Origin of the sequence: Allobosea sp. 2RAB26 (genome assembly GCF_052115465.1) — a bacterium.
Lineage (GTDB): Bacteria > Pseudomonadota > Alphaproteobacteria > Rhizobiales > Beijerinckiaceae > Allobosea.
On record NZ_JBFRGS010000006.1, the window covers coordinates 250225 to 270162 of the forward strand.

General features: G+C 64.7%; 20 protein-coding genes and 1 tRNA gene. 6 read left to right on the forward strand and 15 right to left on the reverse strand.

Going from position 1 to position 19938, the window contains the following annotated elements; all coding sequences use genetic code 11:
- Positions 1-204: 204 nt before the first annotated feature.
- The 6 genes from AB4118_RS13700 to AB4118_RS13725 form a co-directional block, all read right to left on the reverse strand.
- On the reverse strand, positions 205-450 hold the full coding sequence (locus AB4118_RS13700; protein WP_069877761.1) for a DUF2188 domain-containing protein: 246 nt from the start codon (positions 448-450) through the stop codon (positions 205-207).
- A gap of 107 nt (positions 451-557) precedes the next feature.
- Positions 558-1391: an enoyl-ACP reductase FabI gene (gene fabI / locus AB4118_RS13705; RefSeq protein WP_069877762.1), complete on the reverse strand. Its 834-nt coding sequence runs from the start codon at positions 1389-1391 to the stop codon at positions 558-560.
- A gap of 81 nt (positions 1392-1472) precedes the next feature.
- Positions 1473-1745: a DUF3303 domain-containing protein gene (locus AB4118_RS13710; protein WP_069877763.1), complete on the reverse strand. Its 273-nt coding sequence runs from the start codon at positions 1743-1745 to the stop codon at positions 1473-1475.
- Between the two features lie 6 nt (positions 1746-1751).
- Positions 1752-2978 carry a beta-ketoacyl-ACP synthase I gene (gene fabB / locus AB4118_RS13715; RefSeq protein ID WP_441490241.1) on the reverse strand — a complete coding sequence of 409 codons (1227 nt, stop codon included), beginning with the start codon at positions 2976-2978 and terminating at the stop codon, positions 1752-1754.
- A 118-nt stretch (positions 2979-3096) separates the two neighbouring features.
- Positions 3097-3609 carry a 3-hydroxyacyl-[acyl-carrier-protein] dehydratase FabA gene (gene fabA, locus AB4118_RS13720; RefSeq protein ID WP_043231524.1) on the reverse strand — a complete coding sequence of 171 codons (513 nt, stop codon included), beginning with the start codon at positions 3607-3609 and terminating at the stop codon, positions 3097-3099.
- 141 nt (positions 3610-3750) lie between these two features.
- Positions 3751-4386 (reverse strand): LysE family translocator, encoded by a 636-nt coding sequence (locus AB4118_RS13725; RefSeq protein WP_441490242.1) that lies wholly within the window; start codon positions 4384-4386, stop codon positions 3751-3753.
- Positions 4387-4557: 171 nt separating this feature from the next.
- On the opposite strand from AB4118_RS13725, the gene irrA reads away from it, so the two are divergent.
- Both irrA and AB4118_RS13735 read left to right on the forward strand, forming a co-directional pair.
- Complete coding sequence (gene irrA / locus AB4118_RS13730; RefSeq protein ID WP_069877765.1) at positions 4558-5022, forward strand: iron response transcriptional regulator IrrA; 465 nt, start codon at positions 4558-4560, stop codon at positions 5020-5022.
- An 84-nt stretch (positions 5023-5106) separates the two neighbouring features.
- Positions 5107-5886 carry a YbaY family lipoprotein gene (locus AB4118_RS13735; RefSeq protein ID WP_441490243.1) on the forward strand — a complete coding sequence of 260 codons (780 nt, stop codon included), beginning with the start codon at positions 5107-5109 and terminating at the stop codon, positions 5884-5886.
- A 13-nt stretch (positions 5887-5899) separates the two neighbouring features.
- Here AB4118_RS13735 and AB4118_RS13740 read toward each other — a convergent pair whose 3' ends face one another.
- A complete protein-coding gene (locus AB4118_RS13740) occupies positions 5900-6445 on the reverse strand; it encodes an SH3 domain-containing protein (protein WP_441479940.1) in 546 nt (181 codons plus the stop codon).
- Positions 6446-6636: 191 nt separating this feature from the next.
- On the opposite strand from AB4118_RS13740, the gene AB4118_RS13745 reads away from it, so the two are divergent.
- Positions 6637-7632 (forward strand): 2-hydroxyacid dehydrogenase, encoded by a 996-nt coding sequence (locus AB4118_RS13745; RefSeq protein WP_113517994.1) that lies wholly within the window; start codon positions 6637-6639, stop codon positions 7630-7632.
- Between the two features lie 66 nt (positions 7633-7698).
- Here AB4118_RS13745 and AB4118_RS13750 read toward each other — a convergent pair whose 3' ends face one another.
- Complete coding sequence (locus AB4118_RS13750; protein ID WP_441490244.1) at positions 7699-8085, reverse strand: winged helix-turn-helix transcriptional regulator; 387 nt, start codon at positions 8083-8085, stop codon at positions 7699-7701.
- Positions 8086-8185: 100 nt separating this feature from the next.
- On the opposite strand from AB4118_RS13750, the gene AB4118_RS13755 reads away from it, so the two are divergent.
- On the forward strand, positions 8186-9175 hold the full coding sequence (locus tag AB4118_RS13755; protein ID WP_441490245.1) for a quinone oxidoreductase family protein: 990 nt from the start codon (positions 8186-8188) through the stop codon (positions 9173-9175).
- Positions 9176-9298: 123 nt separating this feature from the next.
- Here the strand turns inward: AB4118_RS13755 and AB4118_RS13760 are convergent, their stop codons facing one another.
- The gene (locus AB4118_RS13760; protein WP_441490246.1) at positions 9299-10303 is read right to left on the reverse strand and encodes a complex I NDUFA9 subunit family protein; all 1005 of its coding nucleotides are present in this window, start codon (positions 10301-10303) and stop codon (positions 9299-9301) included.
- A 143-nt stretch (positions 10304-10446) separates the two neighbouring features.
- Between AB4118_RS13760 and AB4118_RS13765 the strand changes: the two genes are divergently transcribed.
- Both AB4118_RS13765 and AB4118_RS13770 read left to right on the forward strand, forming a co-directional pair.
- A tRNA-Leu gene (locus AB4118_RS13765) sits at positions 10447-10533 on the forward strand.
- Positions 10534-10999: 466 nt separating this feature from the next.
- Positions 11000-12004 carry a SphA family protein gene (locus tag AB4118_RS13770; protein WP_441490247.1) on the forward strand — a complete coding sequence of 335 codons (1005 nt, stop codon included), beginning with the start codon at positions 11000-11002 and terminating at the stop codon, positions 12002-12004.
- A gap of 135 nt (positions 12005-12139) precedes the next feature.
- On the opposite strand, the gene AB4118_RS13775 is transcribed toward AB4118_RS13770, so the two are convergent.
- The 6 genes from AB4118_RS13775 to AB4118_RS13800 form a co-directional block, all read right to left on the reverse strand.
- On the reverse strand, positions 12140-13237 hold the full coding sequence (locus AB4118_RS13775) for a linear amide C-N hydrolase (protein ID WP_441490248.1): 1098 nt from the start codon (positions 13235-13237) through the stop codon (positions 12140-12142).
- Positions 13238-13412: 175 nt separating this feature from the next.
- Positions 13413-15137 carry a coiled-coil domain-containing protein gene (locus tag AB4118_RS13780; protein WP_441490249.1) on the reverse strand — a complete coding sequence of 575 codons (1725 nt, stop codon included), beginning with the start codon at positions 15135-15137 and terminating at the stop codon, positions 13413-13415.
- Between the two features lie 29 nt (positions 15138-15166).
- Positions 15167-16273, reverse strand: a complete 1107-nt coding sequence (locus AB4118_RS13785) for a protein-glutamate methylesterase/protein-glutamine glutaminase (RefSeq protein ID WP_441490250.1) — start codon at positions 16271-16273, stop codon at positions 15167-15169.
- Positions 16270-17142: a CheR family methyltransferase gene (locus tag AB4118_RS13790; protein WP_441490251.1), complete on the reverse strand. Its 873-nt coding sequence runs from the start codon at positions 17140-17142 to the stop codon at positions 16270-16272. Before AB4118_RS13790 ends, AB4118_RS13785 begins: the two co-directional genes overlap by 4 nt.
- 17 nt (positions 17143-17159) lie before the next feature.
- Positions 17160-17639, reverse strand: coding sequence for a chemotaxis protein CheW (locus tag AB4118_RS13795; RefSeq protein WP_441490252.1), 480 nt, complete (start codon positions 17637-17639; stop codon positions 17160-17162).
- A gap of 85 nt (positions 17640-17724) precedes the next feature.
- Positions 17725-19929: a HAMP domain-containing methyl-accepting chemotaxis protein gene (locus tag AB4118_RS13800; RefSeq protein WP_441490253.1), complete on the reverse strand. Its 2205-nt coding sequence runs from the start codon at positions 19927-19929 to the stop codon at positions 17725-17727.
- Positions 19930-19938: the final 9 nt, after the last annotated feature.

A 19938-nucleotide genomic window follows, 5' to 3' on the forward strand; every position in this document is an offset into this window, starting at 1 on the left:
GGTGTCGAAACGCACTGTCGCGCTCGGGGTGCCGGTTCGGATGCTCCCAAGGGCACTCGCGCCGGCGCAGCTAGAGCATCGGCCCAAAAAGTGGATTGCGGTTTTCGGGAAAAGCCGATGCAAGCACAAGAGGCTAGGTCACCGGACCGGATACAATATCCGGTCCGGTGACCTAGGCCGCGCAGATGAAGTGGCCGAGCTTCGTCACGGCTTGTCGACGATCCAGGTATGGGGCCGATCGCTGCCCTGCGCGAGCTCCTCGTGCCAATCACCCCGGGCATCCTGATAGACGATGCCGTCGGTGACGCCTGGTCGCTTCTGGCGGGCAGCGGCCTTGTTGGCCGCCTTGAGCGCGGCGTCATGCGACCGGAAGGTCTCGGATAGCGCACCGCCGACCTTGTAGGCCCAGCCGCCATCGTGCTCGACGATCTCGTACTTCACCATGACCATGGCCGTCCTCCGAGGATCACAAGCGGAACCGCCGGACGCCCCTCGGGTTCCACCGCCTCGAAGATAGTCCGAGCCGGCCCGATGATGAAGACCCAAATCGGCTTCGGCTACTCGCCGTTACCGCTATCAGCCGCGCGCAAACCTTCGAGCACCGGCATCGAGGTGACGTGATAGCCGGCATCGACATGATGAACGTCGCCGGTCACGCCGCCCGACAGATCCGAGAGGTAGTACAACGCCGAGCCACCGATCTCCTCGAGCGTCACCGACTTGCGCAAGGGCGAATTGGCCCGCTGCCATGAATACATGGCGCGCGCATCCGAAATGCCGGCGCCGGCAAGCGTGCGCACCGGCCCGGGCGAGAGTGCGTTGACGCGGATGCCGCGCGGACCGAAATCGGCGGCGAGATAGCGCATGCTCGCCTCGAGCGCCGCTTTGGCCACACCCATCACATTGTAGTTCGGCATCACCCGCGTCGATCCGCCATAGGTCAGCGTGATCATGCTGCCGCCTCTGGGCATGCGCTCGGCGGCGCGCTTGGCGGCTTCCGTGAAGGAGAAGCAGGAGATCACCATGGTGCGCGAGAAATTCTCGCGGCTGGTGTCGGCATAGAGGCCCTTGAGCTCGTTCTTGTCGGAGAAGCCGATGGCGTGAACGATGAAATCGAGCGTGTTGCGCTCGGGATCCCCACCCCAGGCCTCGTCGATCGCAGCGAAGGCGCCATCGACGCTTGCGATATCCTCGACATCGCAAGGCAGGACCAGCTTCGATCCGATGCTCTCCGCCAGCGGCTTCACGCGCTTGCCGAGCGCTTCGCCCTGATAGGTGAAGGCCATCTCGGCGCCATGGGCGTGGAGGGTCCGCGCAATGCCCCAGGCGATGGAATTCTGGTTGGCGACGCCCATGACGAGGCCGCGCTTGTTATGCATCAAGGGGAGCATGGGATGACTCTATTCGGGTCTTGGAAGGGTACTTAAGCAACAGGAAGTAAGACTGGATCAGGCGGGTAGGCTCGGCTCTTGCTACAGATGCTTGGCGATGGCTGCGGCCGTCGCCTTGGATGATGCCAGCGGCACGATCTCGAAGCGCGCGAGATCGCTCCATTCCAGCACCCATTCCTGCAGCACCGCGACATCGTCGCATTCCATCACCTGGAAGCAACGCGCCAGGTCTGCCTGGATCCAGCTGTCCACATAGCGCAGGCCATCGGGCATCATGCGGCCACGCTCGTGGAAGCGACGATAGATGTCCTTCACCCGCGCCTGGTCGAAATGCTCGATGACCATGAACAGCATGGAGGCTCAGACCTCCAGCCGCTTCATCACGATGGTCGCATTCGTTCCGCCGAAGCCGAAGGAATTCGAGAGCACGCAACCAAGGCCGGCATTGTCGATGCGCTTGCGCACGATCGGCATGTCGGCAAAGGCGGGATCGAGCTCCTCGATATGGGCGCTTTCGCAAATGAAATCGTTGTTGAGCATCAGGAGCGAATAGATCGCCTCCTGAACGCCGGTCGCACCCAGCGAATGGCCGGTCAGCGACTTTGTCGCCGAGATCGGCGGGCTCTTCTCGCCGGCGCCGAAGACCTCGCGGATCGCCTCGATCTCCTTGGCATCGCCGACCGGGGTCGAGGTGCCGTGAGGGTTGATGTAGTCGACCTTGGCCTTCACGCCCTGCAGAGCCATCCTCATGCAGCGCACCGCGCCCTCACCGGAGGGGGCCACCATGTCGTAACCGTCCGACGTCGCGCCATAGCCGACGATCTCGCCATAGATGCGTGCGCCGCGCGCCTTGGCGTGTTCCAGTTCCTCAAGCACCACCACGCCGGCCCCGCCGGCGATGACGAAGCCGTCGCGCCTGACGTCATAGGCGCGCGACGCCCGTGACGGCGTCTCGTTGAAATTGGTCGACATGGCGCCCATGGCGTCGAACAGGACGGAGAGCGTCCAGTCCAGTTCCTCGCAGCCACCAGCGAAGATCACATCCTGCTTGCCCCACTGGATCAGCTCATAGGCGTTGCCGATGCAGTGGTTCGACGTCGCGCAGGCCGAGGAGATCGAGTAGTTCACGCCCTTGATCTTGAACCAGGTCGCAAGCGTAGCCGACGCGGTCGAGGACATGCCCTTGGGCACCGCAAACGGGCCGACCTTCTTGGACGATCCGCTTTCGCGGGCCTTGTCATAGGCGTCGATCAGGGCGCGGGTCGAGGGACCGCCCGAGCCCATGACGATGCCGGTCCGCTCATGGCTGATCTCGCCGGCCTCGAGGCCGGCATCCGCAATCGCCTGCTCCATGGCAACATGGTTCCAGGCGGAACCGCCGCCATGGAAGCGCATGGCGCGACGGTCGACCACGCTGGCGGCGTCGAGTGTCGGAGCACCGCCGACGCGGCTGCGGAAACCATGCTCCGCAAATTCTGGCATGAAGGCGATGCCGGATTTGGCCTCGTGCAGCGAGGACAGCACTTCCTGCGTATTGTTGCCGATGGACGAGACAATGCCCATCCCTGTGACCACAACGCGTCTCATGCTCGTTTCTCCGGCTTTCTCGTCACGGACCGGACCTCGCGGAGGTCCGGTCTATCTTCTCAATCACGCGCAGATGGACCGCTCAGACGGCGAGCGCAAGGCCGGTGCGCGGTTTTACTCAGGCGCCTTCAGGCTTGAACAAGCCAACGCGCATATCTGAGACCGTATAGATTCGCTTGCCATCGGCCTCCAGCCAGCCGTCGGCGATGCCGAGCACAAGCTTGGACTTGAAGACCCGCTTGAATTCGACGCCGTAGACGACCTGCTTGACGCTGGGCAGGACCTGGTCCGCGAATTTCACCTCGCCGACGCCAAGTGCCCTGCCCCGGCCCGGCAGCCCGAGCCAGCCGAGGAAGAAGCCGGTGAGCTGCCAGAGCGCATCGAGCCCGAGGCAGCCCGGCATCACCGGGTCGCCCTTGAAATGGCAATCGAAGAACCAAAGATCCGGCCGGACATCGAATTCGGCGCGCACGAAGCCCTTGCCATGAGGACCACCATTCTCGGCGATCTCGGTGATGCGGTCGAACATCAGCATCGGCGGCAGCGGCAACTGCGCATTACCGGGTCCGAAAAGTTCCCCGCGACCGCAGCTGAGGATCTCCTCGTAGCTGAATGACGACTGACGCTCCATACTGCCCCGCTCCGTATCGACCGTTTGGCCAAGCCCTATCCGGCATTGGCGATGGTCATGTGCTCTCGGAGCCGTGCGTAACACGGGCCTGCGCCGAAACGAAAGGGCGCAACCCGGGTCTTCCGCCCGAAAGATCGGCGATCACAGGCTGCGCAAGCCTTGCGAGGCCGTCATGGCGGCCACCAGAACAAGCAACGCACCGACCGCACGACCAACCAGCATGGTTGCCTGGCGGTTGCCCGCAAGCACGGTGCGGCTGCCTGCCGCAGCGAGTGCGAGCGAGCCGTAGACCGCAAACTGCGTCCCGGCGATGATCAGGCTCAGGATCGCGGCCTGCAACCAGATCGCGCCCGCCTCCGGTCTCAGGAACTGCGGGAAGACGGCCAGCATGAAGAGATAGGCCTTCGGATTCAGCAGATTGGTCAAGGCCCCCTGCCGGAACGCTGTCCAGCCATTGCGACGCCGCGTCTCCAGGACCGGCGCGAAGGATGCGCCTCCGCGCAGCAATGCAAGGCCGATCCAGGCGATATAGGCCGAGCCCAGCAGCAGCATGACGTCGAAGGCCATCGGCACGAGCCGAAGCACCGCACTCACGCCCAGGACACCCACCACGACATGGCAGATGCCAGCCGCGATCACTCCCGCCGTCGCATAGAGGCCAGAGCGGCGCCCGCCGGCGAGCGCGTTCGCCAGCACGAAAGCCATATCCATGCCCGGCACGATGACGATACCGAAAACCAGACTGAAGAAGAGCCAGAGATGTGCGGTCTCGGACATGGCAGCCTCCGAACCATCAGCCGCGATCATGCGTGGAGAGGCACCCGAATCCTGTCAGGAGGCTGGCGGAAGCTTGCGAGCGCGAAAGCAAGGCCTTACATCTCATCTAAACTAGGCGCCGCATCATCGCGGCACGCCGATCACTGCAAACCAGAAGGACCAAGCCTGCGCATGAGCGATCTGATCTCCCAGAACCAGGGCTACGGATCGAGCGATCGGCAGGGCTGTCCGTTCCATGACGTACGCCAGCGGCTGCGCCGCGTCGGGCTTCGTCCGACACGGCAGCGCGTTTCGCTTGGTTGGCTGCTGTTCGCCAAGGGCGACCGGCACGTCAACGCCGAGATGCTCTATGAGGAAGCGATGAAGGCGCGCGTGCCGGTGTCGCTTGCGACCGTCTACAATACGCTGCACCAGTTTACCCAGGCCGGCCTGCTGCGCGAGCTCGCGATCGACGGCGCCAAGACCTTTTTCGACACAGACAATAGCGACCACCATCATTTCGTGGTCGATGGCGAGAATACGGTGATCGATATTCCAGCCTCGGCGGTCGACGTCGCGGCACTGCCGGAGCCTCCAACAGGTTACGAAATCGCTCGCGTCGATGTCGTCGTGCGTCTGCGCAAGATCGCCGGCTGACGCAACGCGTCCAGCCTTCACTCACAGGATGCCTATGCTGCGCGCCCTCGGCGCGGGCATTGTCGCGTCGCGAGGAGACCATGCGTGACCAATGAGCCGAGCAAGGCCCTGATCTCCCGCCGCAGTCTGACCGGCCTCGTGGCCCTGGCGCTGGTCACTCCCGCCGGAAGCGCGATCGCCGCGCCGATGGCATTACGCGGGACGGTCATCTTCCGCGAGCGCATCGCACTGCCACGGACGGCAATCGTCGAGGTCCGCCTGCTCGATGTCTCGCTGGCCGACGCGCCCGCCAAGACGATTGCCGAGACACGCCTTCGGGCGCGCCGCAATCCGATCCGTTACACGCTGCGTTTCGACCGCGCGCTGATCGAGCCGCGCCGGACCTATGCCCTGCAGGCGCGCATCACCGACGGCGAGCGCCTGCTGTTCATCAACACGACCCGCCACACCGTCTTCGACGGCGGCCGCAACGACACGACGATCCGGGTCGAACATGTCGCCCGCGACCAGGCGGAAGCGCCGCGACCCGCCACGCCGGTCGGGCGCTGGCTCGCCGAGGATATTCGCAGCGACGGCGTGATGGACCGGCTGCAATCGGTGCTTGAGCTCGCGGCGGACGGCAAGGTGAGTGGCACGGGCGGCTGCAACCGCATGAGCGGCAGCGCGACGATCAGCGGGTCCCAGATCGCCTTCGGCCCGCTCGCCTCCACGCGCATGGCCTGCACGCCGGCTGCGATGAATCAGGAAAGCAAGTTCTTCGCAGCGCTGGAAGCCGCTCGCGGCTGGCGCATCGACCAGCGCCAGGACAAGCTCGTCCTGCTGGATGCGGGCGGCTCGCCGATCATGCGTCTCGCCAGGATGTAGCGCGAAACGGGGATCAGTCGACCTTCTCGTTCGGGTAGACCCCCCAGAGACGCTCCTGCTTGATATAGCCGTTCATCTTGGCGACGCCGACGCGGCACCAGGAATTGGCGCAGTTCACCACATTGACGATCACGCCCGGCTGCAGACGGGCGGTCACGGCCGATCCGGCGTCGGCGTTCGCATGGAGCGTGAAGACCTCGTCCTTGACCTTCGACCAAGGGGCGACAAGGGCCGTGCGCCGCCCCGAGAGCAGGCTGTGCAGCACCCAGCCCTCCGAGCCGTCGGCATCGCGCACGCGGCGCCAGGTCTCGAATTCGGCGGTGATCTCGACGGGCAGACCGGCACGCTGGAACACCCAGCTCGTGCGATGCTCCTTGGAGGGACCTTCGCGCAGATTGACCCGGTCCGACTTCAGACTGACATAGCGCGGGATCGGCAGCCCGGTCACCGAACCGGCCGTCATGTCCTGGGCGAGAACAGCCGAGCCTGAGCCGAGATTTGCGAGCATTGCCGCCGCCAAAACCAGGCTCCGCATCATCAGACCGCTCATCCGCACCATCTCCGCATCACGTTCGCGCTCCGCCATGGTCCGGGTACCCGGCGAAGGGTCATGTTGTCATCCGACGCGCCGCCTTCTAGACACGAACCAGCGCGTGAACACGTCGTTCTCATTCCTGATACGCCTTGGTTAATGGCGGGTTGAGGCGGAACGGCGGCGTTGTCGCAGGGCTGCGGGGAGAGGAGCCGTCAATGACGAAGAAGAAGCCGCTGGTCGTGGTCACACGCAAGCTGCCGGCCGTCGTCGAGACGCGCATGCGCGAGCTGTTCGACGCCCGTCTGAATATCGACGACGCCCCGATGAGCCAGGCTGCGCTGGTCGAGGCGGTCAAGACCGCTGATGTGCTGGTTCCGACCGTGACCGACCGGATCGATGCAGGGATCATCGCCCAGGCTGGCGATCAGTTGCGCCTGATCGCCAATTTCGGCAATGGCGTCGACAATATCGATGTCGCCAGCGCCGTGCAGCGCGGCATCACCGTGACCAACACGCCAGGCGTATTGACCGACGACACGGCCGACATGACGATCGCCCTCATCCTGGCCGTGGCGCGACGGATTTCGGAGGGCGCCCGCATCATCTCGGACGACGAGTGGGGCGGCTGGTCGCCGACCTGGATGCTGGGCCGGCGCATCACCGGCAAGCGTCTCGGCATTGTCGGCATGGGCCGGATCGGCCAGGCGGTGGCGAAGCGGGCCGCGGCCTTCGGCCTCTCGATCCATTATCACAACCGCCGGCGCGTCGATGCGCGCATCGAGGAGGCACTCGACGCGACCTACTGGGATTCGCTCGACCAGATGCTGGCGCGGATGGATATCGTCTCGATCAACTGCCCGCACACACCGGCGACCTATCACCTGCTCTCGGCCCGCCGTCTGAAGCTGATGAAGCCCGACGCCATCCTTGTGAACACGGCGCGCGGCGAAATCGTCGACGAGACGGCGCTTGCGCGCATGCTGGAAGCGGGAGAACTTTCCGGCGCCGGTCTCGACGTGTTCGAGCACGAGCCCGCCGTGAACCCGCGCCTGCTCAAGCTGGCCCGCAGCCACAAGATCGTCGTGCTGCCCCATATGGGTTCGGCAACGCATGAAGGCCGGGCCGATATGGGTGAGAAGGTCATCGTCAACATCAAGACCTTCATGGATGGTCACAAGCCGCCAGACCGCGTGCTGCCGAGCATGCTGTAGGCGACGGCCCGATCGGGCCAGAACAGCTCCCCAGGATCCGCTTGGTCCACCCAATTGAAGGCAAGGTCAGGCTGCAGCAGCTCGCTCAGCCGGAGGAAGCGGGCATTCCGACAGGCTGGCGAGATCATCGAGATCGGCCGCGTGCTTGCGTCCCCAGTCGCACAGGGACCGGATGATCGGCTCCAGGCTGTGCCCGAGTGCGGTCACGGAATAATCGACGCGCGGCGGCACTTGCTGAAGGATCTCGCGATGGACGAGCCCATGCTCTTCCATCTCGCGCAATTGCTGGATCAGGACCTTCTGGCTGATCCGCGGCATCTGCTTCTTCAACTCCGTGAGACGCCTCGGCTGATCGAAGAGCTGGTAGAGGATGATCGCCTTCCAGCGTCCCGCAATCACCTTCAGCGCGCGCTCGACCGGCTGTACCGGCAGCCGCTTCATCGGATCGGCCATGGTTACCTTCCGGTCTGTAAGAGACAAATCGGTGTGTAGTCGTTGGACCGCATCATAGCCCAGAACGCCCGGCAGGATCATTCACTGTCGCGAGGCGCCCATGAAGGCCATCCAGATCAGCCGCTTCGGCGGCCCCGATATGCTCATACCCACCGACGTCGCGAAGCCGCTCCCCCGCCCCGGCGAGGTGCTGATCCGCGTCCGCGCAGCCGGGGTCAACTTCTTCGAGACGCTACAGAGGCAGGATCGCTATGGCGCGACGCCCGTTCTGCCCATGATCCCCGGCGTCGAGATCGCCGGCACGATCGAGACTCTCGGCGAAGGGGCCTCCGGCTTTCAGCGCGGCGATCGGGTCGCCGTCCCGCTCTTCGCGGCCGGCATCTTCTCAGGCGGCTACGCTGAATATGTCGCAGCCGATGCGGCTCACGTCGTTGCGCTCCCCCAGGGCCTTCCGTTTGAGACAGCCGCGGCCCTGATGGTGCAGGGCCTGACAGCCCACCATCTCGTTCGACAGGCACAGCCTGCGGGCAAGACAGTCCTGATCAATGCCGCGGCAGGGGGCGTCGGCAGCCTGCTCGTGCAGATGGCCAAACGTGCGGGAGCGACGCGTGTCATTGCGGCAGCAAGCTCGCAGGACAAGCTCGCCCTCGCCCGGGAGCTCGGGGCCGATGCGGGCGTCGATTACACGCAACCCAATTGGGGTGTTCAGGTCCAGGCCGCGACCGGCGGCGCGGGGCCCGACATCATCTACGAATCAGCGGGCGGAAAGATTGCAGTGACAAGTCTGGAGCTGCTCGCTCCCTCCGGCTGGATCGTCCTCTTCGGAGCGCTGAACACCCGGGATGCTGGACTGGACATGTCCCAGTTGCAGAAGCTCATCTCCAGCAATCAATTGCTTGCCGGTTTCAGTCTGCTGCCGCTACTGACCGCTGAGAACGTCAAAACCGACCTCGCCATGCTATTCGGCCTGGCCGAGCGTGGCGAGCTCACCGTGCTTTCCGGCGGCAGCTTCCCTCTGGAGCAAGCGGCCGCCGCGCATGAAGCATTGGAAAGCCGGCGTTCGGCCGGCAAGATCGTGCTGGTGCCCTGAGCGAGGCTGGCCCAAGAGCATGCTGCGAAAAAGTGGCAACGGTTTTCGCACCAAGCATGCTCTAACTATGAGAGTCGATCACGTTTTCTGCGTTTGGACGATTTCGTCCAAACGCAGCGTGATCTAGCCGACGCGGGCTGTGTCGAACTGGCCCGTCTTGCGGAAACGCCAGAGATAGGACGGCACGATGGCCTCGACCGAGGTCGGGGTGATTCCGATTCCCTCGAAGCAACGCCCCTCCGCCTTCGCCTGCTTCGAGACGACATTATCGATCTCGAGCAGCGTGACCTGATCACGCGTCAGCATCAGCTCGTCCGGCAGCAAGCCGAGCGTCAGGGTGTTGACGATTTCCAGAATGCGCGCCTGAAGCCGCGCCAGCGGGAACGGCAGCGACGCCAACACACGCTTGCGGCCGGTCACCTCGCAAACATAGGTCAGCAGCTCCTTGAAGCTCTTCACCTCAGGCCCGCCAAGTTCGTAGATTCGGCCGCCAGTGATCGTCCCGTCGATGGCGCGCGCCGCAGCCTCGGCGACATCGCCAACGAAGACAGGCTGGAACTTGGTCTCACCGCCGCCGATCAAGGGCAGGACAGGCAGCATCCGGGCGAGCGAAGCGAAGCGGTTGAAGAAGGAATCCTCCGGCCCAAAGACGATCGAAGGGCGCAGGACGATGGCCGAGGGAACCAACGACAGAACGGCAGCCTCGCCTTCTGCCTTGCTGCGGTCGTAGGCGGACCGTGATTCACGCGCGGCGCCAATTGCGGAAACCTGGACCAGACGGGTGATGCCGTGGGCAGCGCAGGCCTGCGCGACGGCACGAGCACCATTGGCCTGAACGGCCGAGAAGCTCTGCCGGCCGCCTTCCTGGAGAATGCCGACGAGGTTGATCACCGCATCCGCGCCACGCACCGCAGCAGCAACCGAATCGGGATAGCGCAGATTCGCCTGCACCGACATGATCTGCCCGACGGTGCCGAGCGGCTGCAGGAAACCGGCGAGATCGGGCCGGCGCACCGCGACGCGCACGCGGTATCCGCGCTTGACCAATGCACGCACAACATGGCGGCCGATGAAGCCGGAGCCGCCGAAAACCGTGATCAGCTGCGAGGACGGGGTCTGGGTGGCCATATTTCTCAAGCTCCGCCGAGGACTTGCCGCTGTCCTAGTGGATCGAACCTGCGCTGTGAAGGCGAACATTCCACAGATAGGCGCATGCCGGCTCGATATCCCCGTTGACAGCCTCCATCCGCCCCCGTAAACGAACCGCCGTTGCCCAGGTGGCGGAATTGGTAGACGCACCAGCTTCAGGTGCTGGCGCTCGCAAGGGCGTGGAGGTTCGAGTCCTCTCCTGGGCACCACTCTTTATCGCTTCGGCGCCGAAGAGTTAGGTTTTGTAAAGACTTGTGGCCGACTGCCTTCAGCAGGCCGCTCTACAAAGGTCGATTGCAAGACCACCTCCCCTCGCTACCAAGAGGGGGTATGACGACATGATGATCCGGGCGCCCGCCGACCTCTTCAAGGTCGCGCGCGGCTGCACCGTGACGCTGCCATCAGCATCCATTTCGAGACCATCGCCAACGCCGCCAACGTCCCGGTGCAACCGCGGATCAGGGGCACAGCGCCGTCCGGCGGCGAGACTGTCATAGCCAGAGCACGCTTCGTCTACGCTCTGCAGCCCCTTCATCTCCTCACGGCGCCGTAAGCGGAGCAAAACCCGTCGAGAGATCGTGCCCCGCATATCCATCACGACGGGAAACGCCCTAACGTCGCGTCATTGATTCGGCTGACGAGCGGCATTGCCGCATGTTGAGGGGCGACGGGACTATGCTTCGAGGGGAAGCCAAGCGCACAGCGCTTGGGTTGAGGACGGCGTGCGCGCTTGTCGCGGCCGGTGTGGCAGCCTGCTGGAGCCTGGCGCCCCATGCGGCACAGGCGGCAGAGAATGGCACCGGTTTCTATCTCCTCGGCGGTCGCGGGCCGATGGCGGGATATCTGCCTCCGCCCGGATTCTATTTCGAAAGCGACACCTATTCCTACGACGCCAAGCTCGATGCGCGGAAATCGCTTCCGACGGGCGGCAGGGTCATCGCGAATGTGCGCAGTCAGGCGCGTGCCGACTTCCTGAATGGCACCTGGGTGACGCCGTGGCAGGCCTTTGGCGGCAATCTGGCGGTGGGCGCCGTCCTGCCCGTCGGGCGTGTCACGGTCTCGGCAGGCGTCGAACTCGATTCGCCGCGCACGAACACGGTCGTCGGACGCTCGCTCCGCGACAAGGCGACCATCGTCGGCGACCCCGTCCTGTCCGCCACATTGGGATGGCATTCCGGCAAGTTCCACTGGAGCACGACGGCGCTCGTCAATGTGCCAGTCGGCGACTATCGCAATGGGCAGCTCGCCAACCTCGCCTTTCATCGCTGGGCGAGCGATCTCTCCGGCGCCCTGACCTGGTTCGATCCGGAAACGGGCATTGACCTCTCCACAGCGGTCGGCGTGACCTTCAACGGCACCAATCACGCGACGGACTACCGGACAGGTACCGAGTTTCACGTCGAATGGGCCGCGTCGAAGGCTATCACCAGCGCGATTTCGGCCGGCATCATCGGCTACCACTATCAGCAGGTCACGGGTGACAGCGGCGCCGGCGCCCAGCTCGGCGCCTACAAGGGACGGACCACGGCCCTGGGTGGAACGATCGCGTATAATTTCGAGATCGGCAAAACGCCGATCTCGGCGCGCATCAAGGTGCTGCGCGAGTTCAGCGTGGAGAACAGGGCGCGCGGGACGGTGGGTCTGCTCACGGTGTCACTCCCCCTCACCGCGTCTCGATAGCCAATAGACGAACGGCCGCGCCGGTCTTGCCAGCGCGGCCGTTCAGAGTTTCAGCTTGCAGGCCTCCCCCTTCGGGCCGCCGGCTTATGCAGCGGGCCGAAGGTCCGAACTTTCCTGCCTGCTCGTTTCCGCCTGCTACTTGGCGAATTCGAGCGCCGGCGGCGTCAGGTTGATCTTGAACGGCGCAACCCGCAGGGCCTTCGCATCCAGATCGAAGCTGTTCAGATCGACCGCGCGCAGGACCTGATCCTTGTAGCCCTTGATGTAGTATTTCTTGGCCCGCAGGTCGGCGACCGAGGTCCACTGGGTGTATTCGAGCTCACCGCCCTTCGCAGCCGAATCGATGAAGCCGATCGGGATGTCGAAATTGTTCATGATGTGCTCGACCAGGCGCACGGTCTGCGGACCATCGGGAAGCTGCTTCGCCGACGCGGCATAGCCGAGCGCACGAATGAAGCGCGAGGGCGGCGTCGGGTCGCCCGGGATGCCGAGCAAGCCGGAGCCCTGACCGAACGGCGCAAACGTCTTCCCACCGATTTTCAATGGGTCGGCCGATACCGGCGACATCTTCACGTAGTTTCGGATGTTGTTGAGGTGCCAGTCGAAGGGCGGCGAATTGGTCAGGACGCCCATCGGGTTGTCATAGACCTTCAGCTTCCCGTCGATCGGCTCGATGACGATCGAGGCGCCGGTCGCATCATGGATCGGGAAATGGAAGGGCAAGGTGAAGTTCACGATCGGCGCAGGCAGATCGATGATCGCAGTCTTGTCGAGCGCCGCCTTCACCTCGGCAACGGTCGAGAAATTCGACAACACCCAGCTCAGGAACTCCCACGGTGCCAGAGCGGTGCGCCCATCGGCCTTCTCAGGCGGCGTATAGCTGGCGAAATCGGGGAAATAGAGCGCGCCGCCGGCGAGCCCCTTCTCGTTCATGCCGTCCGAGACGAAGGGCTGGCCGAAGCTCATGACGCCGACAAAGGCGTAACGCGCAGTCCATTTGATGCCGGGCACATTGCTCGGGCGCGTCCCGACGAACTCGTAGTTGCGCGGCACGACGACGACATCGGACTGGGTCTCGATCGCGTATTCCAGCGTGCGGCCATAGACCGGCGTTCCATCCGCCGCCATCAGAAGTATATTCGTGCAGGCCTGAACCGGCATCACCCCGGCCATCAGGCCAGCCAGCGCGGCCGCGATGCCCCGCTTAACAAATCCCCAACCGCCCAGACGCATGCCACGTTTCTCCAAGGTAATGCGGCTGTCTTGTTAGGCGGGCGGGAGCCCAATAATCGTGAACGGCTCCGGTCAGCGCTCAACTTTTGAGCGAAAAGAACAAAGTCAGTAAACCTGCACTTAATGCCGACGCCCCCCGCCTGAATGGCGCTCAGGGCGGCCGGATCGCACAGGCTCAGAACAGGAATTCATCGACATCCGCTTCTGCAGGCACGGCGACCGGCGCACGCGCCCCGGTCACGAATCCGCAAGCCTCGAGCACGGCGGTATGGATCTGGCGTTCCGCCGCCATGGTGTAGTTCGGCCAGATTTCCTGCTCGATGAAATCCCCGACCCGCGCGAGCAGATGCGCCTCCGGCAGTTGTGCGCCGGCCGCGCGCAGCAGTTCATGCGCCGCCCCCGTGATGAGATCACGCATGGCTCCGGTGCTCGAGAAGGACAATCCGGCCTGCTCGATCACGGCGCCGAACCGTTCTCCCTCCCGCAGCAGCTCGTCCAGGCTCGCACCGAGCCGGTCGCCGCTATGGCGCATGGTTGCGAGCGAGCTGCGCATCGTCAGGTCGCGCGAGGCGAAATAGGCAGCGTCGAGCCTCCCCTCGCATTTGAGCCCCGATGAGGCGGCCTGCATCTGCGTGAAGGCTGGAGTCAGCTTGCGCGAATCGGTCGACACTTGATCGGCCGCGAACTTCAACTCCTGCGCAATCACCACGAGGCTGCGCCCACCGGTGCCGATACGAGCCGCGCGCAGCCCTGCATTCATGCCGATCAGGACGATATTCGCAGCGGTCGCAGCAAGCGCCTCGACCGTGCCCTGGCAGGTGTCGAGAACGCTCGCCACCGCTTCGGTGACGCGATCGACGCCCGCACGGGCGATGTCGCATCGGCCCAGCAGCACTGAGGCCTCGGCGAGGTCAGCCTCCAGCTCCACCAGGAAGGATGCGGCCCCGCCATTGCCGCCGCGATAGAGCGACCTGACGAGATCGATCAGCTGCGTGGTCTCGCGGTCGAGCAGGATCAGCGCGCTGTTGATCTCTTCGACATCGGGACCGAGCGCTCCTGACGCTGCTTCAAGCTGCGCCGACTGAAGCCGGAGCAGCACGTTGACACAGGCGGCGCGTGTCTCGCCGTCCTCGTCGCCGACCGCTCCAGGCGCCTCACCCAGGCGCAGCCCGGAAATGGCATGCTCCAGCCTCTGGCGCATGCTATCACCGGACTGGAGAGCGATGATGGCGCCTCCGGTCGCCAATGTGATGCGGCCCGAGATCGCGGCAGCCTCTTCCGTCAGCGCGACGCTGCGGCGCTGGCGCTCGATGACCTCCGCCAGCGTCTGGCCGAGCTTGCCCGCCAGGGCTGCCAGGGATCTGCCATAGCGTCCTTCGAATTCGCGCTGCGCCGTCAGTGCGGAATCCAGAAGGCTGCAGAGCTGCGCCTGGTCGCGCGCGCAGCGCTCGATCGTGCGTTGGGCCTGCGTGGTCAGCGTGCCGATCTCGCCGGCGAAGTCGCCGAAATCGCTCCCGACCATCGGAATGGAGATCGCCTCGATCCGCGCGCTGCGTGCGAGGATGGTGATGAGCCGCATATGCTCGAGCAGCCGTTCCAGGGCCTGAGAGGCGTTGTGGCTGTGAATCGACAGATCCTGAAGCGCGCTGGTTTCGGCGGAAAGGTCGTCATTCAGCGTGCGTAGCTCGCCGGCGAGACGATGCAGCGCCGTACGGGCCTGTTCGATCTCGCTGCCTGCGAGTTCGCTCGACAAGGCGGCGAGCTGCTCGTTCAGCGCCTGGAACAGTGTCAGGCCCTCGCCAAGCTGCTGCCCGGCCGTGGCGAAGGTCACATCGATCGCGCGCGCATTCGCATCGAGCGACTGGATCAACCTCGGTAGTCCTTCGTTATTCCGGAACATTCTGCCCCCAACGCATTGCGATTCAGCCCTCAGGCGGTTTGGGCGATCTCGCCTGCCCCGCCGCGCCCGAGATGCGGCCAGGCCATGATTTCCTGCGGGACCCGCGCAAGGCCGACCACGCGCTGAGCTGCTCCAAGCTCGATGGCTTCCTTCGGCATGCCGAAGACGACGCAACTCTCCTCGTCCTGCGCGAGCGTGTGGGCGCCGGCCTTGCGCATTTCGAGCAGCCCGCGGGCACCGTCGTCGCCCATGCCGGTCATGATCAGGCCGAGTGCGTTGGCACCGGCATACTGGGCGGCCGAGCGGAACAGCACATCGACGGACGGGCGGTGACGCGAGACATGCGGGCCATCCTTGATGGCGACGCGATACTGCGTGCCGGAGCGCTGCAGGAGCATGTGACGATTTCCCGGCGCAATCAGGACGCGGCCGGCGCGAAGCTCGTCGCCATCCTCGGCCTCCTTGACCTCGACCGCGCAAATGCCGTTCAGCCGCCGGGCAAACGCGGCGGTGAACTTTTCGGGCATGTGCTGCACCACCGCAATGCCGGGACATGTGACCGGCAGGGCGGTGAGAACCTCCCGCAGGGTCTCGGTCCCCCCGGTCGAAATCCCGATGCAGACGATGCGATCCGTCTCGCTACGGACACGTCCCGGGACCGGTGGCGGCATGATGACATCCGCAGTCAGCTTCTTCTCGACGGGCAGGCGGGCCTGCCTGGGGCGCAGCCGCGCCTGCGCGGCGGCCCTGACGGAGTGCCTGAGCCGGTCAGCCGTCTCGATCAGGGCGTTGCGCGTGTCGATACGCGGCTTTGGCAGCACGTCGACCGCACCGGCTTCGAGCGCATCGAACAGCGCCCGCGATCCCGCCTCGGTCAAGGTCGAGCAGATGATCACCGGGATCGGCCGCTGCGCCATGATCTTGCGCAGGAAGGTGAGCCCGTCCATGCCCGGCATCTCGATGTCGAGGATCATGACATCGGGCAATTCGTTCTGCAGGCGGCGCACGGCAGCAAAGGCATCGGCCGCCGTTCCCATCACCTCGATGCCCGGATCGTCGTTCAGGATCGAACTGAGGACCTGGCGCACCGAGGCGGAATCGTCGACGATGAGCACGCGGATCGGTGGGCGGGTCATGCTGCTGACATCCTGGGCGCGGCGGGATCGGCCTGATAGACGGTCGGGACGACCTGCTGCAGTCCGGCGATGCCACTGCCCGCCATCGATTCGGAATGGCCAAGCATCAGGTAGCCGCCGGGGCGCAGATGCGACACGAGGCGTTCGATGACGGCCCTCTGAGTCGGCCCGTCGAAATAGATCAGCACGTTGCGGCAGAAAATGACGTCGACGTCCCGGTCGAATGGATAGCTCACGTCCATCAGGTTCAGGCGCTCGAAATGGACCTTTCGGCGCAGCTCCGGCGTGACCCTGACGACGTCCTGCCGCGGATCCTTCGATCTCATGAGATAGCGCTGCTGCATGGCCAGCGGCACCGGAGCGACGAAGGGGCGCGGATAGATGGCCGCTCTCGCCTCGCGCAGGACCTCCGTCGAGATGTCGGTGCCCAGGATCGAGAAGCGGATCGGTTTGGCGGCGTTCACCAGGTCCTGCAGCACCATCGCAACCGTGTAGGCTTCCGCCCCTGTCGAGCAGGCAGCGCTCCAGACCTTCAGGCCCGCCGGAATCGAGCTGTGCCGCCGCAGCAGCTGCGGAACAGCGACATTGCCCAAAAACTCGAAATGGCTCGGCTCGCGAAAGAAATCGGTCTTGTTGGTGGTCACGCAATCGATCAGGTGAACAAGCTCGTCGTCGAGCCCGCCGCGCTCGAACAGATGGGCGCCGTAGCCGGACACCCCCGCCAGGCCAAGCGCGCGAGCGCGCTTGCGCAGCCTCCCCTCGACCATGGTGCGCTTCGTCGGCGGCAACTTGATGCCAACGCGGCTCTCGATGATCGCGGCGATGGCCGAGAAATGCTTGTCAGCCAGATAGTCCGAGGAGTGCGACATCGTTGGCCTCATCGGTCTCAGGCTGCCTTGCCGGCAGCGAGATCAGCCAGGGGAAGGCCATCGGCTTCCATCAGGCGCTCGAGATCGAAGACGACGATGAAAGCTTCACCCTTGCGCCCGATCCCGCCTATGTAGTTCGACTGCCAGCGGCCGCCGACATCAGGGGCAGCTTCGGTCTGGTTGTCGTCGAGACCCGTGACCTCGAAGACCCGATCGGCGACGAAGCCTACGCCCAGCGTCCGGCCCTTGACCGGCACATCCAGAATGATGATGCGCGTCGCGTCGGTCGGCTCAGTGCGCGGCAGCCCGAGCTTGGTCCGCAGATCGACGATCGGGTAGCCGGCGCCGCGGACATCGATCATGCCGAGCAGGAAGGCCGGCGCATGTGGCAGCTTCGATATCGGGCGCATGTCGAGAATCTCGCGGACATTGCGGATATCGATGCCGAAGAGCTCCTGATCGATGCCAAGGGTCAGGTATTGGGCGGTGTCGGCCATGGAAGACTCGCGATGCGGCTAGGGAACCAGGCGGATTGGAGGGCAGCAGGACCGGCCCCGCCTCCTGGGCGGGGCCGGTATCCGCTCAGGCGCGGTGGAACGCGGCGTCGTGCTGATCCTCGCCGCCATCCATGTCAAAGGCGAAGCCGCCATTGACGACCTTCTTGGCCGGGCGCAACCCGGAGACAGGCGCCTTCTTCGGCTGGATCGCCGTCGCCATGGCCGTGGCCTTGCCGCGCAGCTGGGTGACCGCCCTGTCGACACCAACCGGGCGCTGACTGTTCTTGCGCGTGCTGCCTTCATCGAGCCGGAAGAAGGCGATCGTGGCCTGCAGCGTCTCGGCCTGAGCCGAGAGCTCCTCGGAGGTCGCGGAGACCTGTTCGGAGGCGGCTGCGTTCTGCTGCGTCACCTTGTCGAGCTGCTGGATCGCCTGATTGATCTGGGCAGCGCCGACATCCTGCTCGCGGCTGGCGGAGGTGATCTCCTCGACCAGCTCGGCGGTCTTCTTGATATCAGGCACCAGCCTGGCCAGCATGGAGCCGGCTTCCTGCGCGACCTTGACCGTATCGGCCGACAGCGTCCCGATTTCCGCCGCAGCCGCCTGGCTGCGCTCGGCGAGCTTGCGCACTTCCGAGGCGACCACCGCGAAGCCCTTGCCATGCTCGCCGGCACGGGCCGCCTCGACCGCCGCGTTCAGCGCCAGCAGATCGGTCTGACGGGCGATCTCCTGGACGATGTTGATCTTGGCGGCAATGGTCTGCATCGCGTCGACCGCCTTGCCGACGGCAACGCCGCTCGCTTCGGCATCCTTCGCCGACTGCGAGGCCATCTTCTCCGTCTGGCTGGCATTCTCGGCGTTCTGCTTCACATTGGCCGCCATCTCCTCCATCGATGAGGAGGCTTCCTCGGTCGAAGAGGCCTGCTCGGTCGAGCCTTGCGAGAGCTGTTCGGCGCTGGCCGACAGTTCCTGGCTGCCCGAAGACATGTTCTCGGCAGCACTCGTCACCTGCCCGACGACATCACGCAGCTTCTCGACCATGTTCTCGAGAGCGATGCCGAGCGTGTCCTTCTCCGACAGCCTCTTGGCCTCGACCGTGAGGTCACCATTGGAGATCGCGTTGGCGACAGCGGCCGTGTCGTTGAGATTTGCCGTCATCGTGTTCAGCGCGGTGACGAGATCGCCGATCTCATCCTTGCTCTTCACCGAGATCGACTGTCCGAGGTCGCCGATCGCAACCGCATTGGCGAGACCGACCGCGCTCGACAGGCCGCGGCTGATCGCAAGGGCGATCCAGGTGGCGGCGATGATGGCGATCAGCAGCGAGCCCAGAATGATGCCGATGAGCAGCGTCTTGGCGAAGGCCGCCTGTTCGCTTGCTTCCTTGGCTGCCGCCGCGGCGGACTGCTTGATGAAGTCGGTATACTCATCCAGCCCCGCCATCATCTCGGTGACGGCTTCGCTGCCTTCGCCCATCGAGAGCGTGCTGGCCTTGATGTTGCCCGCCTCGCCCGCGACGGCTGCGATCCGAAGCGCCGAATCGATACCCTTGTCGAAGGCGGCAAGCATGTTTGCCGGCGACACGCCCTGCTCCGCGATGGGGGCCGCAGTCTTGGCGAGCGCAGCGCGGACGTCGCGAGCCTGTTCCTCGGCAGATTTTTGCAGCTTCTCGACATCGGCAACGGTCGTCGCGCCGAACAGCTGCCCGATCGACCGCGTCAAGCGCAGCCATTCCAGCCGCACCGACTGGAAATCGAGAGCCAGCCGCAGCGCCTCCGGCGAAGCGGACGGTTTGGCGAGCTCGCTCAGGAGCGCCGTCGAGGCGACCGTCACGCCCTGGATGAGCGGCGTCATCTCGCTGACCCAGAGTTCCGCAGCACGATTGTTCGAGTTCAGCTTGGCGTTGCGGATGACCTCGTCCTGCGCCGCGAAGAAGCGATTGATCTTCGGCGTCAGAGCCTCCCAGCGGCGCTTGCCGGCGTCACTGGCCTGAGCCTGGATCCGCTCCTTGAGCTTCACGGCGTCGAGGCGGTTCTGGACGGCACTCGCCGCATGAGCGAGCGTTTCCTTGTCGGTTGCCGCCATGACGGCATTCTTTTCCGAGCGCACCGACCTGTTCATCATGCTGCGAACGTCGCTGATCTGGTCCAGCCGGTTGGTCCAATTGATCAGCACGTCCTGCGTCTCGGACATGTCGGACAGCCTCTGATAGGAAAGTCCGCCTGCCACCATGGACAGGGCAATGACCATGCCGAAGGCACCGGCCAGTTTAGTCTTGATCGTCAATCTCATAGTCAGTCC